This is a genomic window from Streptomyces dangxiongensis (assembly GCF_003675325.1).
GTDB classification, from domain to species: Bacteria; Actinomycetota; Actinomycetes; order Streptomycetales; family Streptomycetaceae; genus Streptomyces; species Streptomyces dangxiongensis.
The window spans coordinates 945,241-964,142 of the sequence record NZ_CP033073.1; the positions used below are offsets into that span (position 1 = coordinate 945,241).

Annotated in this window: 16 protein-coding genes and 1 pseudogene; 4 read left to right on the plus strand and 13 right to left on the minus strand. The window is 73.8% G+C overall.

Annotation, left to right across the window (positions count from 1 at the left end):
- Positions 1-86: 86 nt before the first annotated feature.
- The 8 genes from D9753_RS04250 to D9753_RS04285 form a co-directional block, all read right to left on the minus strand.
- A complete protein-coding gene (locus D9753_RS04250; RefSeq protein ID WP_121785773.1) occupies positions 87-1,280 on the minus strand; it encodes a cytochrome P450 in 1,194 nt (397 codons plus the stop codon).
- A gap of 96 nt (positions 1,281-1,376) precedes the next feature.
- A complete protein-coding gene (locus D9753_RS04255) occupies positions 1,377-2,012 on the minus strand; it encodes an FMN-dependent NADH-azoreductase (RefSeq protein ID WP_121785774.1) in 636 nt (211 codons plus the stop codon).
- Between the two features lie 224 nt (positions 2,013-2,236).
- Entirely contained in the window at positions 2,237-3,454 is a 1,218-nt protein-coding gene (locus D9753_RS04260; RefSeq protein WP_121785775.1) for a helix-turn-helix transcriptional regulator, read from the minus strand.
- Positions 3,455-4,356: 902 nt separating this feature from the next.
- Positions 4,357-5,544 carry a sensor histidine kinase gene (locus tag D9753_RS04265; protein ID WP_121785776.1) on the minus strand — a complete coding sequence of 396 codons (1,188 nt, stop codon included), beginning with the start codon at positions 5,542-5,544 and terminating at the stop codon, positions 4,357-4,359.
- A gap of 198 nt (positions 5,545-5,742) precedes the next feature.
- Positions 5,743-7,461, minus strand: a complete 1,719-nt coding sequence (locus D9753_RS04270; RefSeq protein WP_121785777.1) for a sodium/solute symporter — start codon at positions 7,459-7,461, stop codon at positions 5,743-5,745.
- Positions 7,462-7,492: 31 nt separating this feature from the next.
- Positions 7,493-7,873 carry a hypothetical protein gene (locus tag D9753_RS04275; RefSeq protein ID WP_121785778.1) on the minus strand — a complete coding sequence of 127 codons (381 nt, stop codon included), beginning with the start codon at positions 7,871-7,873 and terminating at the stop codon, positions 7,493-7,495.
- A gap of 239 nt (positions 7,874-8,112) precedes the next feature.
- A complete protein-coding gene (locus tag D9753_RS04280; protein WP_121785779.1) occupies positions 8,113-8,913 on the minus strand; it encodes a LytR/AlgR family response regulator transcription factor in 801 nt (266 codons plus the stop codon).
- 418 nt (positions 8,914-9,331) lie between these two features.
- Positions 9,332-9,931, minus strand: coding sequence for a TetR/AcrR family transcriptional regulator (locus D9753_RS04285; protein ID WP_121785780.1), 600 nt, complete (start codon positions 9,929-9,931; stop codon positions 9,332-9,334).
- A 62-nt stretch (positions 9,932-9,993) separates the two neighbouring features.
- Between D9753_RS04285 and D9753_RS04290 the strand changes: the two genes are divergently transcribed.
- The 3 genes from D9753_RS04290 (at position 9,994) to D9753_RS37605 (ending at position 11,910) form a co-directional block, all read left to right on the plus strand.
- The gene (locus D9753_RS04290) at positions 9,994-10,824 is read left to right on the plus strand and encodes a class I SAM-dependent methyltransferase (RefSeq protein WP_205614051.1); all 831 of its coding nucleotides are present in this window, start codon (positions 9,994-9,996) and stop codon (positions 10,822-10,824) included.
- Positions 10,825-11,215: 391 nt separating this feature from the next.
- Positions 11,216-11,701, plus strand: a complete 486-nt coding sequence (locus tag D9753_RS37035) for a class I SAM-dependent methyltransferase (RefSeq protein ID WP_240468036.1) — start codon at positions 11,216-11,218, stop codon at positions 11,699-11,701.
- Positions 11,602-11,910, plus strand: coding sequence for an NUDIX hydrolase (locus D9753_RS37605; RefSeq protein WP_163010619.1), 309 nt, complete (start codon positions 11,602-11,604; stop codon positions 11,908-11,910). The genes D9753_RS37035 and D9753_RS37605 overlap by 100 nt, the downstream gene beginning before the upstream one ends.
- Before the next feature lie 15 nt (positions 11,911-11,925).
- On the opposite strand, the gene D9753_RS04300 is transcribed toward D9753_RS37605, so the two are convergent.
- The 5 genes from D9753_RS04300 to D9753_RS04320 all read right to left on the minus strand — a co-directional run bounded on the left by D9753_RS04300 (position 11,926) and on the right by D9753_RS04320 (position 18,488).
- Positions 11,926-13,995, minus strand: coding sequence for a xanthine dehydrogenase family protein molybdopterin-binding subunit (locus tag D9753_RS04300; protein ID WP_121785781.1), 2,070 nt, complete (start codon positions 13,993-13,995; stop codon positions 11,926-11,928).
- A 34-nt stretch (positions 13,996-14,029) separates the two neighbouring features.
- Entirely contained in the window at positions 14,030-15,028 is a 999-nt protein-coding gene (locus tag D9753_RS04305) for an FAD binding domain-containing protein (protein WP_121785782.1), read from the minus strand.
- Positions 15,025-15,564: a (2Fe-2S)-binding protein gene (locus D9753_RS04310; protein ID WP_121785783.1), complete on the minus strand. Its 540-nt coding sequence runs from the start codon at positions 15,562-15,564 to the stop codon at positions 15,025-15,027. Before D9753_RS04310 ends, D9753_RS04305 begins: the two co-directional genes overlap by 4 nt.
- Positions 15,565-15,636: 72 nt before the next feature.
- The gene (locus D9753_RS04315) at positions 15,637-16,497 is read right to left on the minus strand and encodes a LolA-like protein (protein ID WP_121785784.1); all 861 of its coding nucleotides are present in this window, start codon (positions 16,495-16,497) and stop codon (positions 15,637-15,639) included.
- Positions 16,498-16,610: 113 nt separating this feature from the next.
- Positions 16,611-18,488: an ABC transporter ATP-binding protein gene (locus D9753_RS04320; protein ID WP_121785785.1), complete on the minus strand. Its 1,878-nt coding sequence runs from the start codon at positions 18,486-18,488 to the stop codon at positions 16,611-16,613.
- Positions 18,489-18,600: 112 nt separating this feature from the next.
- Here D9753_RS04320 and D9753_RS04325 point away from each other — a divergent pair.
- Positions 18,601-18,828: pseudogene (locus D9753_RS04325) on the plus strand (crotonase/enoyl-CoA hydratase family protein); the annotation flags it as partial.
- Positions 18,829-18,902 lie beyond the last annotated feature (74 nt).

Sequence of the window (18,902 nt, forward strand, 5' to 3'; positions counted from 1 at the left end):
CCCCGCGCGACATTGCGCGGGGCGCCGCCGCGCCGCCGGAGGTGGGAGGGGCGGAGGCACTACCAGGGGGCTGCTGTCAGGGGGTGCTACCAGGTGACCGGCAGGCTCTTCAGGCCGAAGACGGATCCGCGCAGGCTCAGCCGGATCTCCTCGGCCGGCGTGGCCGCCCGCAGGTCCGGGAAGGCCTCCAGCAGCGCGCGCAGGCCGGTGCGCAGTTCGAGGCGGGCCAGGTTCTGGCCGACGCACTGGTGGATGCCGTGGCCGAACGCCAGGTGTCCGGCGGTGTCGCGGTCGAGGTCGAGCTGTGCGGGGCAGCCGTACTTCGCCGGGTCGCGGTTGGCGGCCGGCAGGGACACCGTGACGGTCTCCCCCTTCTTCACGGTCCGGCCGTCCAGCTCGACGTCCTCCAGCGCGGTGCGGAAGATCTCGTACTGGTTGACGGTCACATAGCGGAGGATCTCCTCCACCGCGGCGTCGACGCGGGTGAGATCGGCGCGCAGGGCGGCGAGTTGTTCGGGGTGGTGCAGCAGCGCCAGCACACCGACGCTGAGAGCGCTCTCCGTCGTCTCGTAACCCGCGAAGAGCAACAGGGCCACCATGTTGCCCAGTTCCTCGTCGGACAGCTCACCGGCGGCCAGCAGCCGGCTGATGATGTCGTCGCCGGGTTCCTTGCGCTTGCGCTCGATGGTCTCCCCGATGAGCGCGCCGACCTGCCCGTAGGCGGCCATCGCCACCTCGGCGTCACCGTCCGGGTCGTGGGTGATGGCGGGCACGTCCTGGTACCGGTCCCGCTCCTCGTACGGCAGGCCGACCAGCTCGGACAGGACCCGCAGGACGAACGGCTTGGCGAACGTGGCGAGCAGGTCGGCGGGCGCGCCGTGCTCGCGCACCGCCTCGATCTGCTCGGCGGCCACGGACTCGACGCGGGGGGCGAGTTCGGCGACACTCCGGACGGTGAACTCCCGCGCCAGCATGCGGCGGAAGCGGGTGTGGTCCGGCGGGTCCATGTGGATGAACATGCCGGGCAGCGCCGCGAACTGCGGTACGGGAGCACCGTACTTGGTGACCGGGAAGTGGCCGATCTCCAGGCTGTGGCTGAAACGGGGGTCGCTGAGGACCTCCCGGACGAGCCGGTGGCTGGTGGCGATCCAGCCGATGTGACCGTCGGGGTAGGCCATCCGCGTGAGCGGGCGTTCCTCCCGCAGCGTGTCGAAGATCGCGGGCGGGTCGAAGTGATGGGTGCGTGACCAGACTTCTTCGTAGGAGAGCATCTCGCTCATGAAGCACCTTCCCCACAGTGTGTGCGAACGTACCTGGCCGCGGAGAACCGCGCCCCCCACGGGTGCGCCCGCCCGCGAGAACGGTGGTGCCGAAGGTCAGAGAGCCAGCTTGCGCAGGGCCTCGCGGGCATCCGCGAGGGACTTCTCGCCCAGCGGCTTCAGCTCCGCCATGGCGGGCACGATCGCCGCGAAGGTGAGTTCGGCGTGCACGAACCTCAGGTGGTCGGCGAGGCCGATGGCGCTGAGCACGGCCCGCAGGTACGGCTCCTGGTAGTCCCAGCCCTCGCGCGGGGTGCCGGGGGCGTAGGAGCCGCCGCGCGCCGTGACGGCGATGACGTTCTTGCCGCTCAGCGCGCCGGACTCGGCGCCCGGGAGGATCATGTGGGCCGGGCTGACCAGCCGGTCGATCCATGCCTTGATCGACGACGGGATCGTGTAGTTGTACATCGGGATGCCGAGCACGATCGTGGTCGCCTCGCGGACCTCGGAGACGAGCGCCTCGGTGAGCGCCTGCTCCTCGGGGCTGACGCCGTGCGGGTCGCCTGTCGGGTCGAAGAGCCACTCCCGCACCTCGTGCGTGATGTGCGGGACCGGCTCGGCACCGAGGTCGCGGTAGGTGTAAGCGGCGTCGGGGTGGTTCTGCCGCCACTGGGTGGCGAACTCGGCGGTGAGCTGCCGCGTCACGGACTCGGCGGTGCGGATGCTCGCGTCGATGTGCAGAAGATGTGTCATGACATGACTCCTGGCCACTTGTACGGCTGTTCCGGCAACCCGCCCGGTCCCTTCCGGCCGGCACTCGCCGACGGACGGCACACCACGGTGAGGAGCGGTGCATCCCTCGATCGGAGGCTACGGGCAGACACCACCGCGGCGGCATCCCTCAGGTTGGTAGGGCGGGGACGGTGGTCTCGGCGCGGGACTGCCACCTGCGACGACGGCCCCGCGCCGACGGCTGGCTACACGGCCTGCCGGGCCATGGGCGGGCGGATCTTGAACCCGGGCTCGGACTCCCGTGGCGAGTCGGCGCGTTCCTCCACCAGGATCCGGTTCCAGGAGCGGGCCAGTTCGACGCGGGAGGTCACGTCGAGCTTGCGGAAGATCTTCTTCAGATGGAACGCCACCGTGTGGGGCGAGATGTACAACTGGCTGCCCACCCGCCCGTTGGTCAGGCCCTGGCTGACCAGTTCGGCCACCGCGAACTCGGTGTCCGTGAGCCGGCTGACCCGGGTCCGGCCGCGGGCCGGCCGGCCGCACTGGCCGTCGAGTTCCCGGATGCGGCTCTGCACCCGGGACAGGTCACGGGACGCGCCCGCGCCCAGGTAGGCGTCGGCCGCGCGCCGGAGCAGGCCGACCGCCCGGTCGCGCTCCGAGACGCGCGCGGAACGTATGCGGCTCGCGTCCTCCAGCGCGGACGCCCGGGCCCACGGGTCCAGATGCCGTTCCGCGGCCGTCTCCAGGGCGTCCGCGTCCCGTTCGTACAGCGCGGCGGCATGCTCCGCCGCCGCCTGTACGCTGCGGAAGCTCGGGTTGGCCAGGGCGATCCCGCTCATGCGGCGGACGGTACCCTCGGCGAGGTCGTCGTCGCCGAGGCGCTGCCCCGCCCGGACCAGCCAGGAGGCCGCTGCCGGCTGGGACACCAGCAGGTCGCCGGCGAGTACGTCGTCGTAGGCGATGCCCTTCAGCAGATGGGCCACGCTCTCCAGGCCGTTGCGGGCCTCCAGCGCCTGGGCGGCGGCCCACACGCACTGGCCCGGCATGAGGTTCTCCTGCCCGAGCAGGCCGGCGTCCCGCAGGTAGTTGGCGTACAGCAGGCCCGTCGTCAGGTCCAGGGAACGCACCGAGCACACGGCCATGACCACATGCCCCCTCGGCGGGAGACCGCGGCTCCCGGCCTGGCCGGCCAGCCGGAGCCCCGCCTCGGCCGCTGCCGCCGCCTCGGCGGGTCTGCCCCCGGCGAGGTGGATCTCCGCCTGGCACAGGTGCAGCGCCGCCTGCACCTCCGGCCGGTGCGGCGCGTGGGGGGCGGAGGTGGCCGCGGCGACGAGACGGCCGGCCGGCCGCAGGCCGCGGACTCGTGTCAGCAGCGTGGCGTACCAGATGCGGGCCTCCAGCGAGCTGCCGCGACCGGCTCGTTCCCCCGGGGCGGGTTGCGACGCCGCGGCTGCTAACTCCATGCCTTTGCCAAGCCGTCCGTCGAGCCAGAACAGCGCGGATTGTGCAATAGAGCGGCCCGGTTCGGAAGATGATTCCAGAAGAATTTGTTCGGAGATGACTGAATATCGCGGGGGCACTACAACCTCTGACTCGTGATCGGGTGGCGTTCTGATCTCGTGGGGGTGTCGCTCTGACCCGTTGGCCGCTTCTTCGGGGCCGCTCGGAGGTGGTGCCCTGTCCCTCGCCATGGCTCTCCGGGGACTCGCCCGGAGGAGTCGAAAGGTGTCCTGCGTCTGCTCGCGTCCGCCGTCCAGCACGATTCCGCACCTCACAGCTGCCTTGTCCGCCGGCGGCCCGCACGGCACGACCGTGCGGCCCGCCCTTCTCCGACTCGACCGGAACGCCTCAGCGCCCCGTCCGCCGTGCTGCGCGAACGAACGGCCTGCGCACTCCGCCCTGCCGGAACGGCTCCTGCCTGACACGGCCCGGTCTGATGAAGAACATCAAGTAACCCCCCTGGCCTGTGCGCCGGTTGTCCGTGTTGCCTATACGCATGGTGAACCGCAGTCGCGCACGAACCTCACATGACCGGCGAGAAATACCGCCCTCGCCATCCGCCCATGGATCCCTTCGCACAACCATACGTATTCATGCGGTGAAGCACCACGAATCGCCGTGACGCTGCCGTTAACGCTCGCCGACGACCGGCCGAGCGCACGCGTGATCACTACCACCGTTCACCATTCCCCCACACAAGTCCCACCCCTGTCCCCGCGGCAAGGCAGCTCACCGCCCCGCGTCCCCGGAGAAGAGCCCTGCCCCCGTCGGCGCCCGTGTGAACGTGAGCAATGCCACGGGGACGGGGGCCCGCTCACCCGGTGCGCAACCGTCGGGGTTCGGCCATAGTGGCCGGACGGCGGCGTCAGGGCGGGGGCGCCTGGACGCCCGGCCGGAACTTCGGCACCCGGACCGTGATCTTCGTACCGGCTCCCACGCCCGTCTCGATGACCAGGCCGTGGTCGTCGCCGTACACCTGGCGCAGTCTGCGGTCCACGTTGCTCAGACCGATGCCGGTGGACGCCCCGGCCGTGCCGCGCAGGATCCCGCGCAGCCGCTCCGGTTCCATGCCGACACCGTTGTCCTCGACCACGACCCGGGCCTCGGTGCCCTCGTCCTCGGCCGTGATCGTGACCCTGCTGCGCTCCACGGAGTCCTCCAGGCCGTGCTTGAGGGCGTTCTCGACCAGGGGTTGCAGACACAGGAACGGGAGCGTCACGGGCAGCACTTCGGGGGCGATGCGCAGGGTGACCTGGAGGCGGTGGCCGAACCGGGCGCGGGCCAGCTCCAGGTATTGCTCGATGGAACGCAGTTCCTCGGCGAGGGTGGTGAAGTCACCGTCGCGGCGAAACGAATACCGGGTGAACTCGGCGAACTCCAGCAGCAGTTCGCGGGCGCGGCCGGGGTCGGTGCGGACGAAGGAGGCGATGCTCGCGAGGGAGTTGTATACGAAGTGCGGGGAGATCTGCGCGCGCAGCGCCCGCACCTCGGCCTCGTGCGCGCTGGAGCGGGCCCGGTCGAGCCCGGCGAGGTCGAGGTCCACGGAGAGCCGGCGGGCCGCCTCCTCCGCGGCCCGGAGCAGCGTGGCGGACTCGGCGCCCGCGAACACGGCGAGCGTGCCGGCGGCCACCCCGCCGGCGCTGAGCGGCACCAGGGCGGCCCAGCGCACGGCGCAGCCCTCGTCGGCGCAGGACAGCGCCAGAGTACGGGGGCGCGGGGTGGGGGCCAACTGGGTCGCGAGCTGGTCGCGATGGTGTTCGGCGGCGCCGTCCCAGACGAGGACGCGGGTGTCGTCGGCGAGGGCGAGGGCCGGGGCGCCGAGCAGGGGGCGCAGCCGACGGGCCGTCCTGCGGGCCGTGTCCGGGGTCAGTCCGGCGCGCAGCGGCGCCGCGGCGAGCGCGGCGGTGTGCAGGGCGTGCGCGAGGGCGCGCGTCCCGTCGGTGCCGGCCGTGTGCTCGAGCTGCCGGCGCGCCGCGCCGTGCCCGAGGGCGGCCCCCAGCACGAACAGCGCGAGCCCGGCCAGGGCGAGGGCCGCGGTGACGAGCACGGTCATGAGCGGTACGGCTGCGGACGATCCGACGAACGGACGGACACGGGGCTCCTCGGTGGGGGTGGGGGGCGTCGGGGGCCGGGGGGCAGCGGCGAGGCCGGCTGCGGCGGAGGGGCAGGGGTGGCCGGGGGTGGGAGTGGTCAGAGGTGGACGGGGGGGCAGGGGTGGACGGGGGCAGGGGTGGACGGGGGGCAGGGGTGGTCAGGGGTGGACGGGGGTGGGTTCGGGCAGGTGGAGGCGGGCCATCGTGGCGGTCGTGCCGGGTGGCACCCGGTCGCGCGTGGCCAGGGACGTCAGCACCATGGCCGCGAACCCCACGGGCACGGACCACACCGCGGGCCAGGCCAGCAGGGTGTGCAGCCAGCCCGAACGGGCGCCGCCCGCGATGGTCACCGTGACCGCGGTGAGCGCCGATCCGCCGCCGAGCAGGAGCCCGGCGATCGCGCCCGGCGGGGTCAGGCCGCGCCACCAGATGCCGAGCACGAGCAGCGGGCAGAACGAGGAGGCGGACACGGCGAAGGCGAGCCCGACCGCGTCGGCCACCGGCAGGTCGCTGACCACGGCACCCGCGGCGGTGGGCACCGCGATCGCGGGCAGCGCGGCGAACCGGAAGTGGCGTACGCCGCGGGTGGGCAGCACGTCCTGGGCGAGCACACCGGCCACGGACAGGGTGAGCCCGGAGGCGGTGGACAGGAACGCCGCGCAGGCGCCGCCGGCGACGAGGGCCCCGAGCAGGTCGCCGGCGACACCGCCGATCAGCCGCTGCGGCAGCACGAGGACCGCCGCGTCGGTGTCGCCCGTGAGCAGCAGATCGGGCGCGTACAGCCGGCCGAGCATGCCGTACAGGGGTACCAGCAGGTAGAAGGCGCCGAGCAGGCCGAGCACGATCACGGTGGTGCGGCGGGCGGCGCGGCCGTCGGGGTTGGTGTAGAAGCGGACGACGACGTGCGGCAGACCCATCGTGCCGAGGAAGGTGGCCAGAATCAGCCCGTAGGTGGCGTACAGGCTGTGCTGTTCGCGGTCCGCGGAAAGCGGTCTCGCCCAGCTCGACTGGGCGGTACGGCCGGACGCGCGGTCCGGCAGCGGGACGCGGGCGCCGGCCGGGAAGCGCAGGACGGTGTCCGCGCCGATCCGGTGCCCGCCCTCGGCCAGGGTGACCGAACCGCCGTGCACGGTACGGCCGTCGACGGAGCCGGAGACGGTCACGCGGACCGGCGCGTGGGCGGTGAGGGTGACCGGCCGGTCAAGGCGCACCTCGGTCGGGCGGTGGAAGACGGGCCGGTCCTCCCAGGAGGGAGCCGGGGCGTGGTCGGCGCGCCAGGCGAGCAGCAGGAAGGCCACGGGCACCAGCAGGGCGGTGAGTTTCAGCCAGTACTGGAAGGCCTGGACGAAGGTGATGCTGCGCATCCCGCCCGCGGCCACCGCCACGGTCACCACGGCCGCGACGATCAGGCCGCCGACCCAGCCGGGCACGCCGGTGAGCAGCCGCAGGGTCAGCCCGGCCCCGCGCAACTGCGGCAGCAGATAGAGCCAGCCGATGCCGACGACCAGCCCGCCCGCGATCCGGCGGACCGCCCGGGACTCCAGCCGGGCCTCGGCGAAGTCCGGCAGGGTGTAGGCGCCGGAGCGGCGCAGCGGGGCGGCGACGAAGGCCAGCAGCAGCAGGAACCCGGCGGTGTAGCCGATGGGGAACCACAGCATGTCGACGCCCTGGGCGAGGACGAGCCCGGCGACGCCGAGGAAGGAGGCGGCGGACAGGTACTCGCCGCTGACCGCGCAGGCGTTGAGCCGGGGGGCGACGGTGCGCGAGGCGACGTAGAAGTCGGACGTGGTGCGGGAGACGCGCAGGCCCAGCGCGCCGACGAGGACCGTGGCGAGGACCACGGCCGTCACGCCCGCGATGCCGTACGTCCGGTTCACCGGCCGGCCCCGGTGTGTGGTCGGCGCATGGTCAGGGGCGCTCCGCGGGGGCGGGCGTACCGGTCTCGTTGCGCTCGGCCCGGCGGACGTACCAGGCGCCGATGCCCAGCAGCGCCGGGTACGGCGCCACGCCGAGCAGGAGCCAGAGGGCCGGCGGGACGCGGGGTTCGCTGTCGGCGAGCGGCAGGACCCGCAGGAGGACGGGGAGCAGGCCGAGCGGGGCCGCGAGCAGGGCCGTCGCGGTGAGAGCGGCCCGGAGCTGACGGCGCATCAGGGCGCGTACGGCGTCGGCGTCAGGGTGAGCGGGGCCGGGGGCGGGCGCGGGGACCGGGGGCGGTACGGTCCGGCCGCCGCCGGGGGTGTGCGGCCGTCCGGTGACCACCTCTCTGCGAGGGACGGATTCCGTACCCATCACGCACTCCCCGACGCCACGGTGATCACCTTGTGTGCGGCGAGTGTACGCAGAGCGCCACCGTCGAGACACCCGTCGGACGAGATTCCCCACGACCCGGCACCCGCGCGCGGCACCCGGGCCGCCGCCGCGCTCCGGGTTCAACGGGACCGAGCCACCGAGCCGCCGCCGGTCGAACGGGACCGCGCCACCGAAGCACCGCCGGTCGAGCGGGATCGGGCCGCCCTCGCGCCGCAGGTTCAGCGGGGCCGGGCTGTCGCGCGGACGGCCAGCAGGTCGCGCAGTTCGCGGGCGTTGCGGCGGCTCACCGCGAGAATCCGGTCGCCGATCCGCACGCTCAGGTTGCCGCCGTCCAGGCGGAGTTCCTCGATCCGGCCGAGTGCGACGAGACGGCTGCGGTGGATCCGGACGAAGCCGCGTGCGCGCCACTGCTCCTCCAGGGTGGACAGCGGTACCCGCACCAGGTGGCTGCCGTCGCGGGTGTGCAGCCGCGCGTAGTCGCCCTGTGCCTCGGCATAGGTGATGTCGGCGACGGGCACGAAACGGGTCACCCCGCCCAGTTCCACCGGGATCTGGTCGCCGAGGGCGGCCGTGGGCGTTGGAAGGGCGGCGGGCCGGGGGCCCTGCCCGGCCCGGACCAGCTCGGCGACCCGCCGCACGGCCTCGGCGAAGCGTTCCCTGCGCAGCGGCTTGAGCAGGTAGTCGACGGCCTTGAGATCGAAGGCGCGGACCGCGAAGTCCTCGTGGGCGGTGACGAAGACGATCAGCGGCGGTGTGGCGAACCCGCCGAGCAGCCGCGCCAGTTCGAGGCCGTTCAGGCCCGGCATGCTGACGTCGAGGAACACGACGTCGAAGGCGTCCGCGCCGTCCGGTCCCTCCTCCATGGCCCGGCCGAGCCGGCGCAGCGCCTCGGTGGCCGCGGGCGCGGGCACGACCGTGCCGACCCGTGGGTCCTGCCCCAACAGGTACAGCAGTTCCCCGAGCGCGGGTTGCTCGTCGTCCACCGCCAGGACGCGCAGGGGTACGTCGCTCACGTGCATGTCCGGCAGCTCCTGTCACCCTCGACCGCTCCTCCCGGGAAATGGTGGTCCCCCGGGGCCCCGGCGTCGAGATCGCGTACGGCGGTGTGCGCGGAGTGCCGGCTTCTGCCGGGGCCGGCCGGAATCGGGATGAATTGCATCGTCCGAATCGCGGGCGCTCTGATCGGGCTCTGTGCTCGGGCTCTGTGCCCTGCCCGTTGTTCGCCCGGTCCAACTGGCCACTGACCGGTTCGAACGCACTGGGGACGACGCCTGCCTCCCCATCGAACGGAACCCGGTCCTGCTGGCGCCCAAGCTGGCAGTGCTCATCGAGGAACAGGTCGCAGGACCAACGGTCCGCTCCATGGTTCGGCCGTCCCAGGACGGTCGCCGCACCGGGCAGGGGCGAGCGCGACGACGAGCGACCTGGGCGCGCAAGTCACACCCGCGGCGGTCGCAAGCCGCTGGCGATGACGGCGGTCACCGTCTTGCGGATGGCGGCGGTCTGCGGCGGGGCGCTTGCCCGGTCGGCGAACAGCAGGTGCGCGGCTCCGACGAGGGTGGGGGCGAGCGTGTCGATGTCGGCGTCGTCGGCCAGGCGCCCCAGCTCCCGCTCGGCGGCAAGGTAGGCGGCGATCATGGAGGTTGCCTGCATGGCCAGCGGGATACCGGTGAGACCGGCCTGCCGCAGCCGGGCGCGTAGGCCGTCGCGGAAGGTGATGAGCGCGACGATCGCCACCGTGACCGGCCCGAACAGGTCCTGCAGCGCTTCGGTCAGGTTGTCCACCACGCTCCCGGTCCCTGCGGCCGCGCTCAGTACCGTGGCCCGGTCTTCGATACCGCGAATGCGGTCGAGGACCAGTTCGGTCAGGAAGGCATCGAAGTCGGTGAAGTGCCGGTGCAGCACGCCCTTGGCACAGTTCGCCTCCTCCGTGACCGCCCGGCTGGTCAGCGCGTCGGGCCCGTCCCGGAGCAAGACGCGCTCGGCGGCCTCGAACAACTGGCCGCGCACATTGTGGATGTGTACCCCTGACGGCATCGTCTCTCTTTCCGTTCCGGCCCGGCTTCCACAAGTGGGCAATCGCCCATTAGTGTGGGCGCATGCCCACTTTATCGCAGGGACAGCCGGACCGTTCCGGACCCGAGCCCCACCGCCACCGGCAGGTGGCCGAGTCGTTCGGCGTGGACGCCGAACGCTACGACCGCGCCCGGCCGCCGTATCCCGACGCTCTGGTGGACCGGATCGTCACGGCAAGCCCTGGCCGGGACGTCCTCGATGTGGGGGCCGGGACCGGCATTGAAGCCCGGCAGTTCCAAGCGGCCGGCTGCACGGTGCTCGGTATCGAGCCCGACGAGCGGATGGCCGCCTTCGCGCGGCGCAGCCGGGTCGAGGTCGAGGTCGCCAGGTTCGAGGACTGGCAGCCGGCCGGACGACAGTTCGACGCGGTCATCGCCGGCACCGCCTGGCACTGGGTGGACCCCGTCGCTGGCGCGGCCAAGGCGGCCCAGGTACTCCGGCCCGGCGGCCGACTCGCACCCTTCCACCACGTCCCCCAGCTCCCGGAGGAGGTGATCGACGCACTCGCCGAGGCACACCGACAGGTCGCCCCCGACTCCCCGCTCGACCTCGGTCTGCTGAAGGGATCGGCCCTGGACGCATCCCGACCGCTGTTCGCGAGGATCACCGACGGGATCCGGCAGACGGGCAGGTTCAGCGAGCCGGAACAGTGGCGCTTCGCCTGGGAGCGCACCTACACCCGGGAGGAATGGCTCGACCAGCTCCCCACCTTCGGCGCTCTCACCCGACTTCCCGCAGACGAACTGGCGGAGGTCCTGGACAGCGTCGGGGCCGTGATCGACACGCTCGGCGGCCACGTCACCGTGCCTTACATCACCGTGGCCGTCACCTCGACCCGCTCCGGTACGGCCTGACCACCGCAAACGTCGGGCGTCGCCGGGCGGCGGCGAACCGATGGGCTCGGCGACCCGGAAGAGGGCCTGCAAGAGCGCCGGAAGGTCCTCCCGCCTTGCGCCGGCACCCGGCCGTCAGCAGCAGCGACGCACCCCACCCGCCCCGACGCATCAAGGCGGAGGGGTACTCAGCCAGTGCCGGGACCGCAGACGTGCTCGTCCCGAACGGCAGCGCCTGCTGACACGACTGAATGGTGCGGGGCTGGAACACCGCCTCTTCAACAGTCTGTGTCGGGGCCGACGGACATGTCCGAGGCCGGCGGGTGTGTTCGAGCCGACGGGTGTGTCCGGCCCTTCCCCCGGCCATGATCGCCTCGGCGGCGGACGGACCGGCACGCACGGAGGAGACCCGGTGGCACACCCGACACCCGAGGAGTGGGACGCCCACTACACGAGCGGCGGCCGGTTCCGGCCACTGGGCGACGCCGAGCGGCGGCTGCTCGCCGCGCACGTCCCGGCCCCCGCGCGCGGGTTCGCCCTGGACGTGGGCTGCGGACTCGGCGAACTCGCCCGCCATCTGGCCGGCTCGGGATACCGGGTGGACGCGGTCGACCTGTCCGCCACCGCGCTCGCCGAGGCCCGGCGCACGGGCGGGCCGGGGGTGGGGTACCTGCGGCTGGACGTCGAACGCGACGACCTGGCGCGACTCCCGCACCCCGCCTACGACCTGATCACCGTCCGGCTCGCCTGGCCGTTCGTCCGCGACCGTACCCGGGTGAGGACTTCGCCACCGCCGGTGTGCGGGAGCTGGCGGAGGAGACGTCGCTGCGGGCCGACCCGGCCGGCGCCCGGGTGCGGGCGGTGCTGCTGGACTCCGTCGACGGCATACCCCGGCTGACGGCCGCCGTGCGGGTCACCGCGTTCACCGGGGAACCGGTCGTCACCGAGCCGCACCTGGTCCACCGCTGGGAGTGGCACGAGGTCGCCGACCTGGCCGCCCTGTCCGCACCCCTGTTCACGCCGAGCGCCCATGTCCTGGACACCGTGTGGCCGGGCCTCCTGCCGGGCCTGCCCCCGGTGCACCGCTACCCGGTCGCCGACGACTGAGCGACCCGGCCGGGGTCAGCCCTCCGAGAGCAGGCCGGTCAGGACGCGGTCGGGGGTGAGGGGGAGTTCGCGGAAGCGGATGCCGGTGGCGTGGTGGACGGCGTTGCCGAGGGCTGCGGCGGTGCCGACGATGCCGATCTCGCCGATGCCCTTGCTGCCCATCGGGTTGAGGTGGGGGTCGTCCTCGTCGATCCAGTCGGCCTCGATGGCGGGGACGTCGGCGTGGGCGGGCACGTGGTAGCCGGCGAGGTCGGTCTCGGGGAAGTCGCCGAACGCGGGGTCCAGGGTGCTGCCCTCGGTGAGCGCCATGCCGAGGCCCATGACCATGGCGCCGGTGAACTGGGAGCGCGCGGTACGGGCGTTGAGGATCCGTCCGGCGGCGAAGACACCCAGCATCCGGCGGACGCGGACCTCGCCGGTGACGGTGTCGACGGCGACCTCGGCGAAGTGGGCGCCGAACGCGTGCCGCGCGTAGGGGCTGTCGGCGTCGGCACGGCCGGTGGTGTCGGCGCGGACGGTCAGGCCGTCGGGGGGCAGCGGGCCGGGGTGCGCGGCGAGCCGGGTGCACGCCTCGTGGACGGCCCAGCCCCAGGAGGCGGTGCCGGAGGAGCCGCCGGCCAGCGGGGCCGGCGGCAGCTCGCTGTGGCCGACCTCGCAGCGCACCCGGTCCAGGGGGACGCCGAGGGCGTCGGCGGCGATCTGGGCGAGGACGGTACGGGCCCCGGTGCCGATGTCGGCCGCGTTGACCCGGACGGTGAACGTGCCGTCGGGCAGGGCCTCGACGGCGGCCGAGGACGGGGACACCATCACGGGGTAGGTGGCGGCGGCCACGCCGGTGCCCAGGAGCAGGGGTCCCTCGCGGCGGACGCCGGGGCGCGGATCACGGTCGGCCCAGTTGAAGCGGCGGGCGCCCTCGCGCAGGCACCGCACGAGGTTGCGGCTGCTGAACGGCTTGCCGCTGCCGGGTTCGCGGTCGGGTTCGTTGCGGACGCGCAGCTCCACCGGGTCCATGCCGAGCGCGTCGGCGAGTTCGTCCAGGGCGGACTCCAGGGCGTACATGCCGGGGGCCTCGCCGGGTGCCCGCATCCAGGACGGGCTGGGTACGTCCAGGGGGACCACGCGGTGGGCGCTGCGCAGGGCGGGGGTGGCGTACATGGTGCGCGAGACCACGGCGGCGTACTCCACGAACTCCTTCACCCGCGAGGTGTAGGTGGTCACCTCGTGCAGCAGGGCGGTGAGGCGGCCGTCCGCGTCCGTTCCCAGCCGGATCCGCTGCCGGGTGGGGGCGCGGTGGCCGGTGACGGTGGGCAGGTGGCGGCGGTGACAGGCCAGGGTGACGGGCCGGCCGGTGTGCCGGGCGGCCAGCGCGGCGAGGACGACGTCCGGGCGCGGGGTGCCCTTGGAGCCGAAGCCGCCGCCGACGTGCTCGGCGACGACGGTGATCTGCTCCTCGGGCAGCTCGAACAGCTTGGCGAGCACGGACCGGACGGCCGTACCGCCCTGGCTGGAGGTGTACACGGTGAGCCGGTCGCCGTCCCAGTGGGCGGTGCTGGCGTGCGGTTCCATGGGGTGGTTGTGCAGCGGCGGCACCCGGTAGGCGACGTCGACGCGTATGTCGGCGGCGGCGAAGGCCGCCTCCGGGTCGCCGTGCTCCAGGGTGCCCGGCTGGCCGCCGGCCTCCTCGGGCGCGTACGCGTCCCGGTGGCCTTCGCTCAGGTTCACGTCGTGGGGCCGGCTGTCGTAGTGGACGCGGACGGCGCGGGCGGCGGCGCGGGCCGTCTCCGGCGTCTCGGCGACGACCAGGGCCACGCACCAGCCCCGGTGCGGTACCGCGGGGTCCTGGAGGACGGCGAGGGTGGCGTCCTCGGCCTCGGCGAGGCGCGGGGCGTCGCCGGGGGTGAGGACGGCGAGGACGCCGGGCAGGGCGAGGGCGGCGGAGGTGTCGACGCCGGTGACCCGGCCGGACGCGACCGCGGCCGGCACGGGCCAGGCGTGGGCACGGCCGGGCACGGCGTACTCGGCGGCGTAGCGGGCGGCGCCGGTGACCTTCTGGCGTCCTTCCCGGCGCTCGGCGGGGGCGCCCAGGGCGCTGCCCGGTCATGGTTCCTCCTGTGGCGGCTCAAGCGGTCGCGGGTGCCGGGGCGAGACGGTGCAGGACGTCGAGGGCCAGGTTGCGGGCGAGGGGCACCTTGTAGGCGTTGTCCCGCAGCGGCTCGGCGTGCGCGAGTTCGAGTGCCACGGCCCCTTCGAAGGCGGCCGGGGTGGCGGGGGCGCCGAGCAGGGCCAGCTCGGTGTGACGGGCCCGCCAGGGCCGGTGGGCGAGTCCGCCGAAGGCGACGCCCGCCTGGTCGACGACCCCGTCCGTGACCTTCAGGACGACGGCCACGGAGGCGAGGGCGAAGGCGTACGACGCCCGGTCCCGGGCCTTGCGGTAGGCGGAGGGGACCCCGGCCGTGGCGGCCGGCAGGAGCACCCCGGTGATCAGTTCGCCGGGGCGGATCCAGGTATCCCGTTCGGGGTGCTCGCCGGGCAGCCGGTGGAGGTCGGCCACGGCGAGGCGCCGGGTGCCGCCGGTGCCGTACAGCTCGACCTGGGCGTCCAGCGCGGCCAGGGCGACGGCCATGTCGGAGGGGTGGGTGGCGATGCAGTGCTCGGAGTGGCCGAGGACCGCGTGGTCGCGGTGGACGCCGTCCCGGGCGCCGCAGCCGCTGCCCGGCTCACGTTTGTTGCAGGGTTTGTCCAGATCCTGGAAGTAGGGGCAGCGGGTGCGCTGGAGCAGGTTGCCGCCGGTGGTGGCGGCGTTGCGCAACTGTGCGGAGGCGCCCGCCAGCAGTGCCTGGGACAGGGCCGGGTAGCGGTTCCGGACGCGTGGGTCGGCGGCCAGGTCGCTGTTGCGGACGGTGGCGCCGACGCGCAGGGAGCCGTCGGGCAGCTCCTCGACGGTGTCCAGCGGCAGCCGGCGGCCGATGTCGATGAGGAGGGCGGGCCGCTCGACACCGAGTTTCAGCAGGTCGACCAGGTTGGTGCCGCCGGCGAGGTAGCGGGCGCCCGGGTGGGCGGCGTACGCCTCGACAGCCTCCTGGAGTCCGGCGGGCCTGAGGTATCCGAAGCCGGTCACTCGATCACGTCCTCGATCGCCTCGACGATGCGCGGGTAGGCGCCGCAGCGGCACAGGTTGCCGCTCATCCGCTCGCGGATCTCGGGCCGGCCCAGCGGTACGGGCGGGCCGGCGGGGGCTGCCGGGTCGGTGACGTGGGAGGGGTGGCCGGCCGCGGCCTCGGCGAGCATGCCCACGGCGGAGCAGAGCTGGCCCGGGGTGCAGTAGCCGCACTGGAAGGCGTCGCGGTCCAGGAAGGCCCGCTGGAGCGGGTGCGGCTGCTCGCCGTCGCCGCCGAGGCCCTCGACGGTGGTGACCTCGCGGCCGTCGAGGGTGACGGCGAGCAGCAGGCAGCTATTGAGGCGGCGCCCGTCGACCAGCACGGTGCAGGCACCGCACTGGCCCTGGTCGCAGCCCTTCTTGGACCCGGTGAGGTCCAGGTCCTCGCGCAGCACGTCCAGCAGGACGCGCCGGTGGTCGACGAGCACGGTGTGGGGTTTGCCGTTGACCCGGAGGGTCACCTCCGAGTGGTGGCCGGGCTCCTGTGCGCTGGTCATGAGGGGCTGACCTTCCGGACGGGCGGTGGTGCCGTCCAGACCGCGTATCCCGGCCCGGGCGGCTCACACCTGTCAGCCGTCGGCCGCGCCGGCCCCGGCCACCTTGCCGGTGACGTCCGCGGTGTCGCGGGCGGGCGGCGCGCTGACCCGCGCGTCGGTTCCGTAGTCGGAGAGGCGCAGGACGGTCGTGCTGGTCACGGCGGTGTTCTCCCGGCCCGGCGTCCTGTGTGCGAGCGGGTGCAGGGTGAGCCGGACGCTCTCCTGGCGCAGCCGCCCCTGCTCGTCCAGCCACAGGTCCACGGGCAGGGTGGACTTCCCGAGCTGCCCGCGCGGTTCCCGCTCCTGTGCGGCGTTGCCGGAGGAGAGCGCGGAGAGGGGGACGGAGACGCGGTAGTGGGTGGTGCGGGTGCCGTCGAGGTTCTGGGTGCCGACGCGGGTGACGTCCTCGGAGCCGACGTTCCTGAGGTAGCGGACCGGTTCGGCGGGGTCGCTGACCTGGGACCGCCCGGCCGAGCCCCGTTGGGCCAGCCGCTTGAGGTCGATCTTCGCCCAGGTCTTGCCGCCCGGGACGGAGGCGTGTTTCCCGCCGGACGGCTTCTGGTAGACCACGCCGTCGACGACGCGCTGCTCGACGGTGGCGCCCCGCGAGGTCAGCGTGACGCGGCTGGTGCCGTCCTTCAGGCCGGCCACGCCGCTGCCGCGCGCCGTGACGGCCTGCCCCTCGGCGACGACCTTGCTGGTGACGGCTATCTTCGCGGTGTCCGCGGCCACTGTCCTGCGGTAGGCGTCCTGGACGGCCCGGGCGGGTGGGGTCGCGCTCGGCCGGGCCTGCGTGTCCCCACCCTTGCCGTCACCGTCGTCGCTGCCGCAGCCGGTCAGTCCGGCGGCGAGGACGAGGGCGGCGACGGCACTTCCGACACCGGTCTTGGACACGATGGTGTCTCCTTCCAATTCGGGTCTGCCCGCGGGTATTTGACCCGATCACGGCTTCCCCGTCCCGTGCCGCTCACGCCCCGGGCAGCTCGCCATCCGTGGGCCGTGGCCGCTCAGACCGTCGGCACGGTCTCGTCCCGCCGGGCGAACCGGGTGCGGTGCAGCTCCGCGTACCGGCCGCCCGCCGCCAGCAGTTCCTCGTGCGTGCCGCGTTCGACGATCCGGCCGGACTCCACGACGAGGATCTGGTCGGCGGCCCGCACGGTGGACAGGCGGTGCGCGATGACGACGGCGGTGCGGCCCTCCAGAGCCTCGGTGAGCGCCTCCTGGACGGCCGCCTCGGAGGTGTTGTCCAGGTGGGCGGTGGCCTCGTCCAGGATGACCACGCGCTGGCGGGCCAGCAGCAGCCGGGCGATCGTCATGCGCTGGCGTTCGCCGCCGGAGAGCCGGTAGCCGCGCTCGCCGACGACCGTGTCCAGGCCGTCGGGCAGGGACCGTACGACGTCGGCGAGGCGGGCGCGGCCGAGGGCGTCCCACAGGTCGTCGTCCGTGGCGTCGGGCCGGGCCAGCAGCAGGTTGGCGCGGACGGTGTCGTGGAAGAGGTGACCGTCCTGGGTGACCATGCCGAGGGTCGCCCGCAGCGACGCGGCGGTCACGTCCCGGACGTCGGTCCCGCCGATGCGGACCGCGCCCGCGTCGACGTCGTACAGGCGCGGCAGGAGCTGCGCGATGGTCGACTTGCCGGCGCCGGACGAGCCGACGAGGGCGACCGTCCGGCCGGGTTCGGCACGGAAGGAGATGCCGTGCAGGACCTCGGTACCGCCCCGGGTGTCGAGGGCGGCGACCTCCTCCAGGGAGGCGAGGGAAACCTGGTCGGCGGACGGGTAGGCGAAGCGGACGTCCTCGAACTCGACGGCGACCGGTCCTTCGGGGACCTCGCGGGCGTCCGGCTTCTCCTCGATGAGCGGCTTCAGGTCGAGCACCTCGAAGACCCGCTCGAAGCTGACGAGCGCGCTCATCACCTCGACCCGGGCGCCGGCGAGCGCGGTCAGCGGGGCGTACAGCCGGGTCAGCAGCAGGGCGAGGGAGACCACCGCGCCGGGCTCCAGGGTGCCGCGCAGCGCGAACCAGCCGCCGAGGCCGTAGACGAGGGCCAGGGCGAGGGCGGAGACCAGGGTGAGGGAGGTGATGAAGACCGACTGGGCCGTGGCCGTGCGCACACCGATGTCGCGGACCTCGCGGGCGCGGGCGGCGAACTCGGCCGACTCCTCCTCGGGGCGGCCGAACAGCTTGACCAGGGTGGCGCCGGGCGCGGAGAACCGTTCGGTCATCCGGGTGCCCATGGCCGCGTTCAGCGTCGCCGCCTCGCGCTGCATGCGGGCCATCCGGCGGCCCATGCGGCGCGCGGGCAGCACGAACACCGGGAGCAGCACCAGCGCGAGCAGCGTGATCTGCCAGGACAGGGTGAGCATCACCGCGAGCGTGAGCAACAGGGTGACCAGGTTGCTGACCACGCCGGAGAGGGTGTTGGCGAACGCCCGCTGCGCGCCGATCACGTCGTTGTTGAGACGGCTGACCAGCGCGCCCGTACGGGTACGTGTGAAGAACGCGACGGGCATGCGCTGCACATGATCGAACACGGCCGTGCGGAGATCGAGGATGAGTCCCTCCCCGAGCGTCGCCGACAGGCGCCGGCCGAGGATGCCGAGCCCCGCCTCGACGAGGGCGACGAGGCCGATGAGCAGGGAGAGCCGGACCACGGTGCGGGAGTCGTGCCCCGCCACGATCGCGTCGACGACGCGGCCGGCGAGCACGGGGGTCGCCACGGCGAGCAGGGCCGTCACCACCCCCAGGAGCACGAACCGGACGATGCCGGCGCGGTGGGGGCGGGCGAAGGCGGCGATGCGGCGCAGCGTGGCGCGCGCGAGGGGGCGACGCTCGGACTGCGCGTTCATCACGCTGTGGAGCTGCGTCCAGGCGGTGGTTTCCATGCTCATGGAAGAGAACGTAGAACCTCAAGCGACGTCGAGGTCAAGGGCCGGGCTCTTTCACCCCCCCCGGCGCTCCCTGTCCCGCCCTCTTTCGGCGGAGCGCGGCGCCGCGGGCACGGCCCGCGCCGAGGCCGAGGCGCTCGCCGCGCGGATCGCCCGCTTCCCCCAGGCCTGCCTGCGCGGCGACCGCGCGTCGGTCCTCGACCAGGAGGGCCGGGACGAGGAGACGGCGCTGCGCACCGAACTCCGCCACGGCATGGCCGTCCTGGCCCAGGGCACGCAGGGCGCGACCCGCTTCGCCTCCGGAGCCGGCCGACACGGCGCGTTCCCCGAAGCGTGAACCACCGCCCCGGGGACGGACCGGGGCCGGGGCGGCACGGGTGGTCCTTCCCGGGCTCGACTCGGGAGACCGCC

Coding starts and splice junctions, on each gene's coding strand:
- D9753_RS04250 (WP_121785773.1), bottom strand. CDS start 1,280: ATGAGCGAGATGCTCTCCTACGAAGAAGTCTGGTCACGCACCCATCAC.
- D9753_RS04255 (WP_121785774.1), bottom strand. CDS start 2,012: ATGACACATCTTCTGCACATCGACGCGAGCATCCGCACCGCCGAGTCC.
- D9753_RS04260 (WP_121785775.1), bottom strand. CDS start 3,454: ATGGAGTTAGCAGCCGCGGCGTCGCAACCCGCCCCGGGGGAACGAGCC.
- D9753_RS04265 (WP_121785776.1), bottom strand. CDS start 5,544: ATGACCGTGCTCGTCACCGCGGCCCTCGCCCTGGCCGGGCTCGCGCTG.
- D9753_RS04275 (WP_121785778.1), bottom strand. CDS start 7,873: ATGGGTACGGAATCCGTCCCTCGCAGAGAGGTGGTCACCGGACGGCCG.
- D9753_RS04280 (WP_121785779.1), bottom strand. CDS start 8,913: ATGCACGTGAGCGACGTACCCCTGCGCGTCCTGGCGGTGGACGACGAG.
- D9753_RS04285 (WP_121785780.1), bottom strand. CDS start 9,931: ATGCCGTCAGGGGTACACATCCACAATGTGCGCGGCCAGTTGTTCGAG.
- D9753_RS04290 (WP_205614051.1), top strand. CDS start 9,994: ATGCCCACTTTATCGCAGGGACAGCCGGACCGTTCCGGACCCGAGCCC.
- D9753_RS04310 (WP_121785783.1), bottom strand. CDS start 15,564: ATGACCAGCGCACAGGAGCCCGGCCACCACTCGGAGGTGACCCTCCGG.
- D9753_RS04320 (WP_121785785.1), bottom strand. CDS start 18,488: ATGGAAACCACCGCCTGGACGCAGCTCCACAGCGTGATGAACGCGCAG.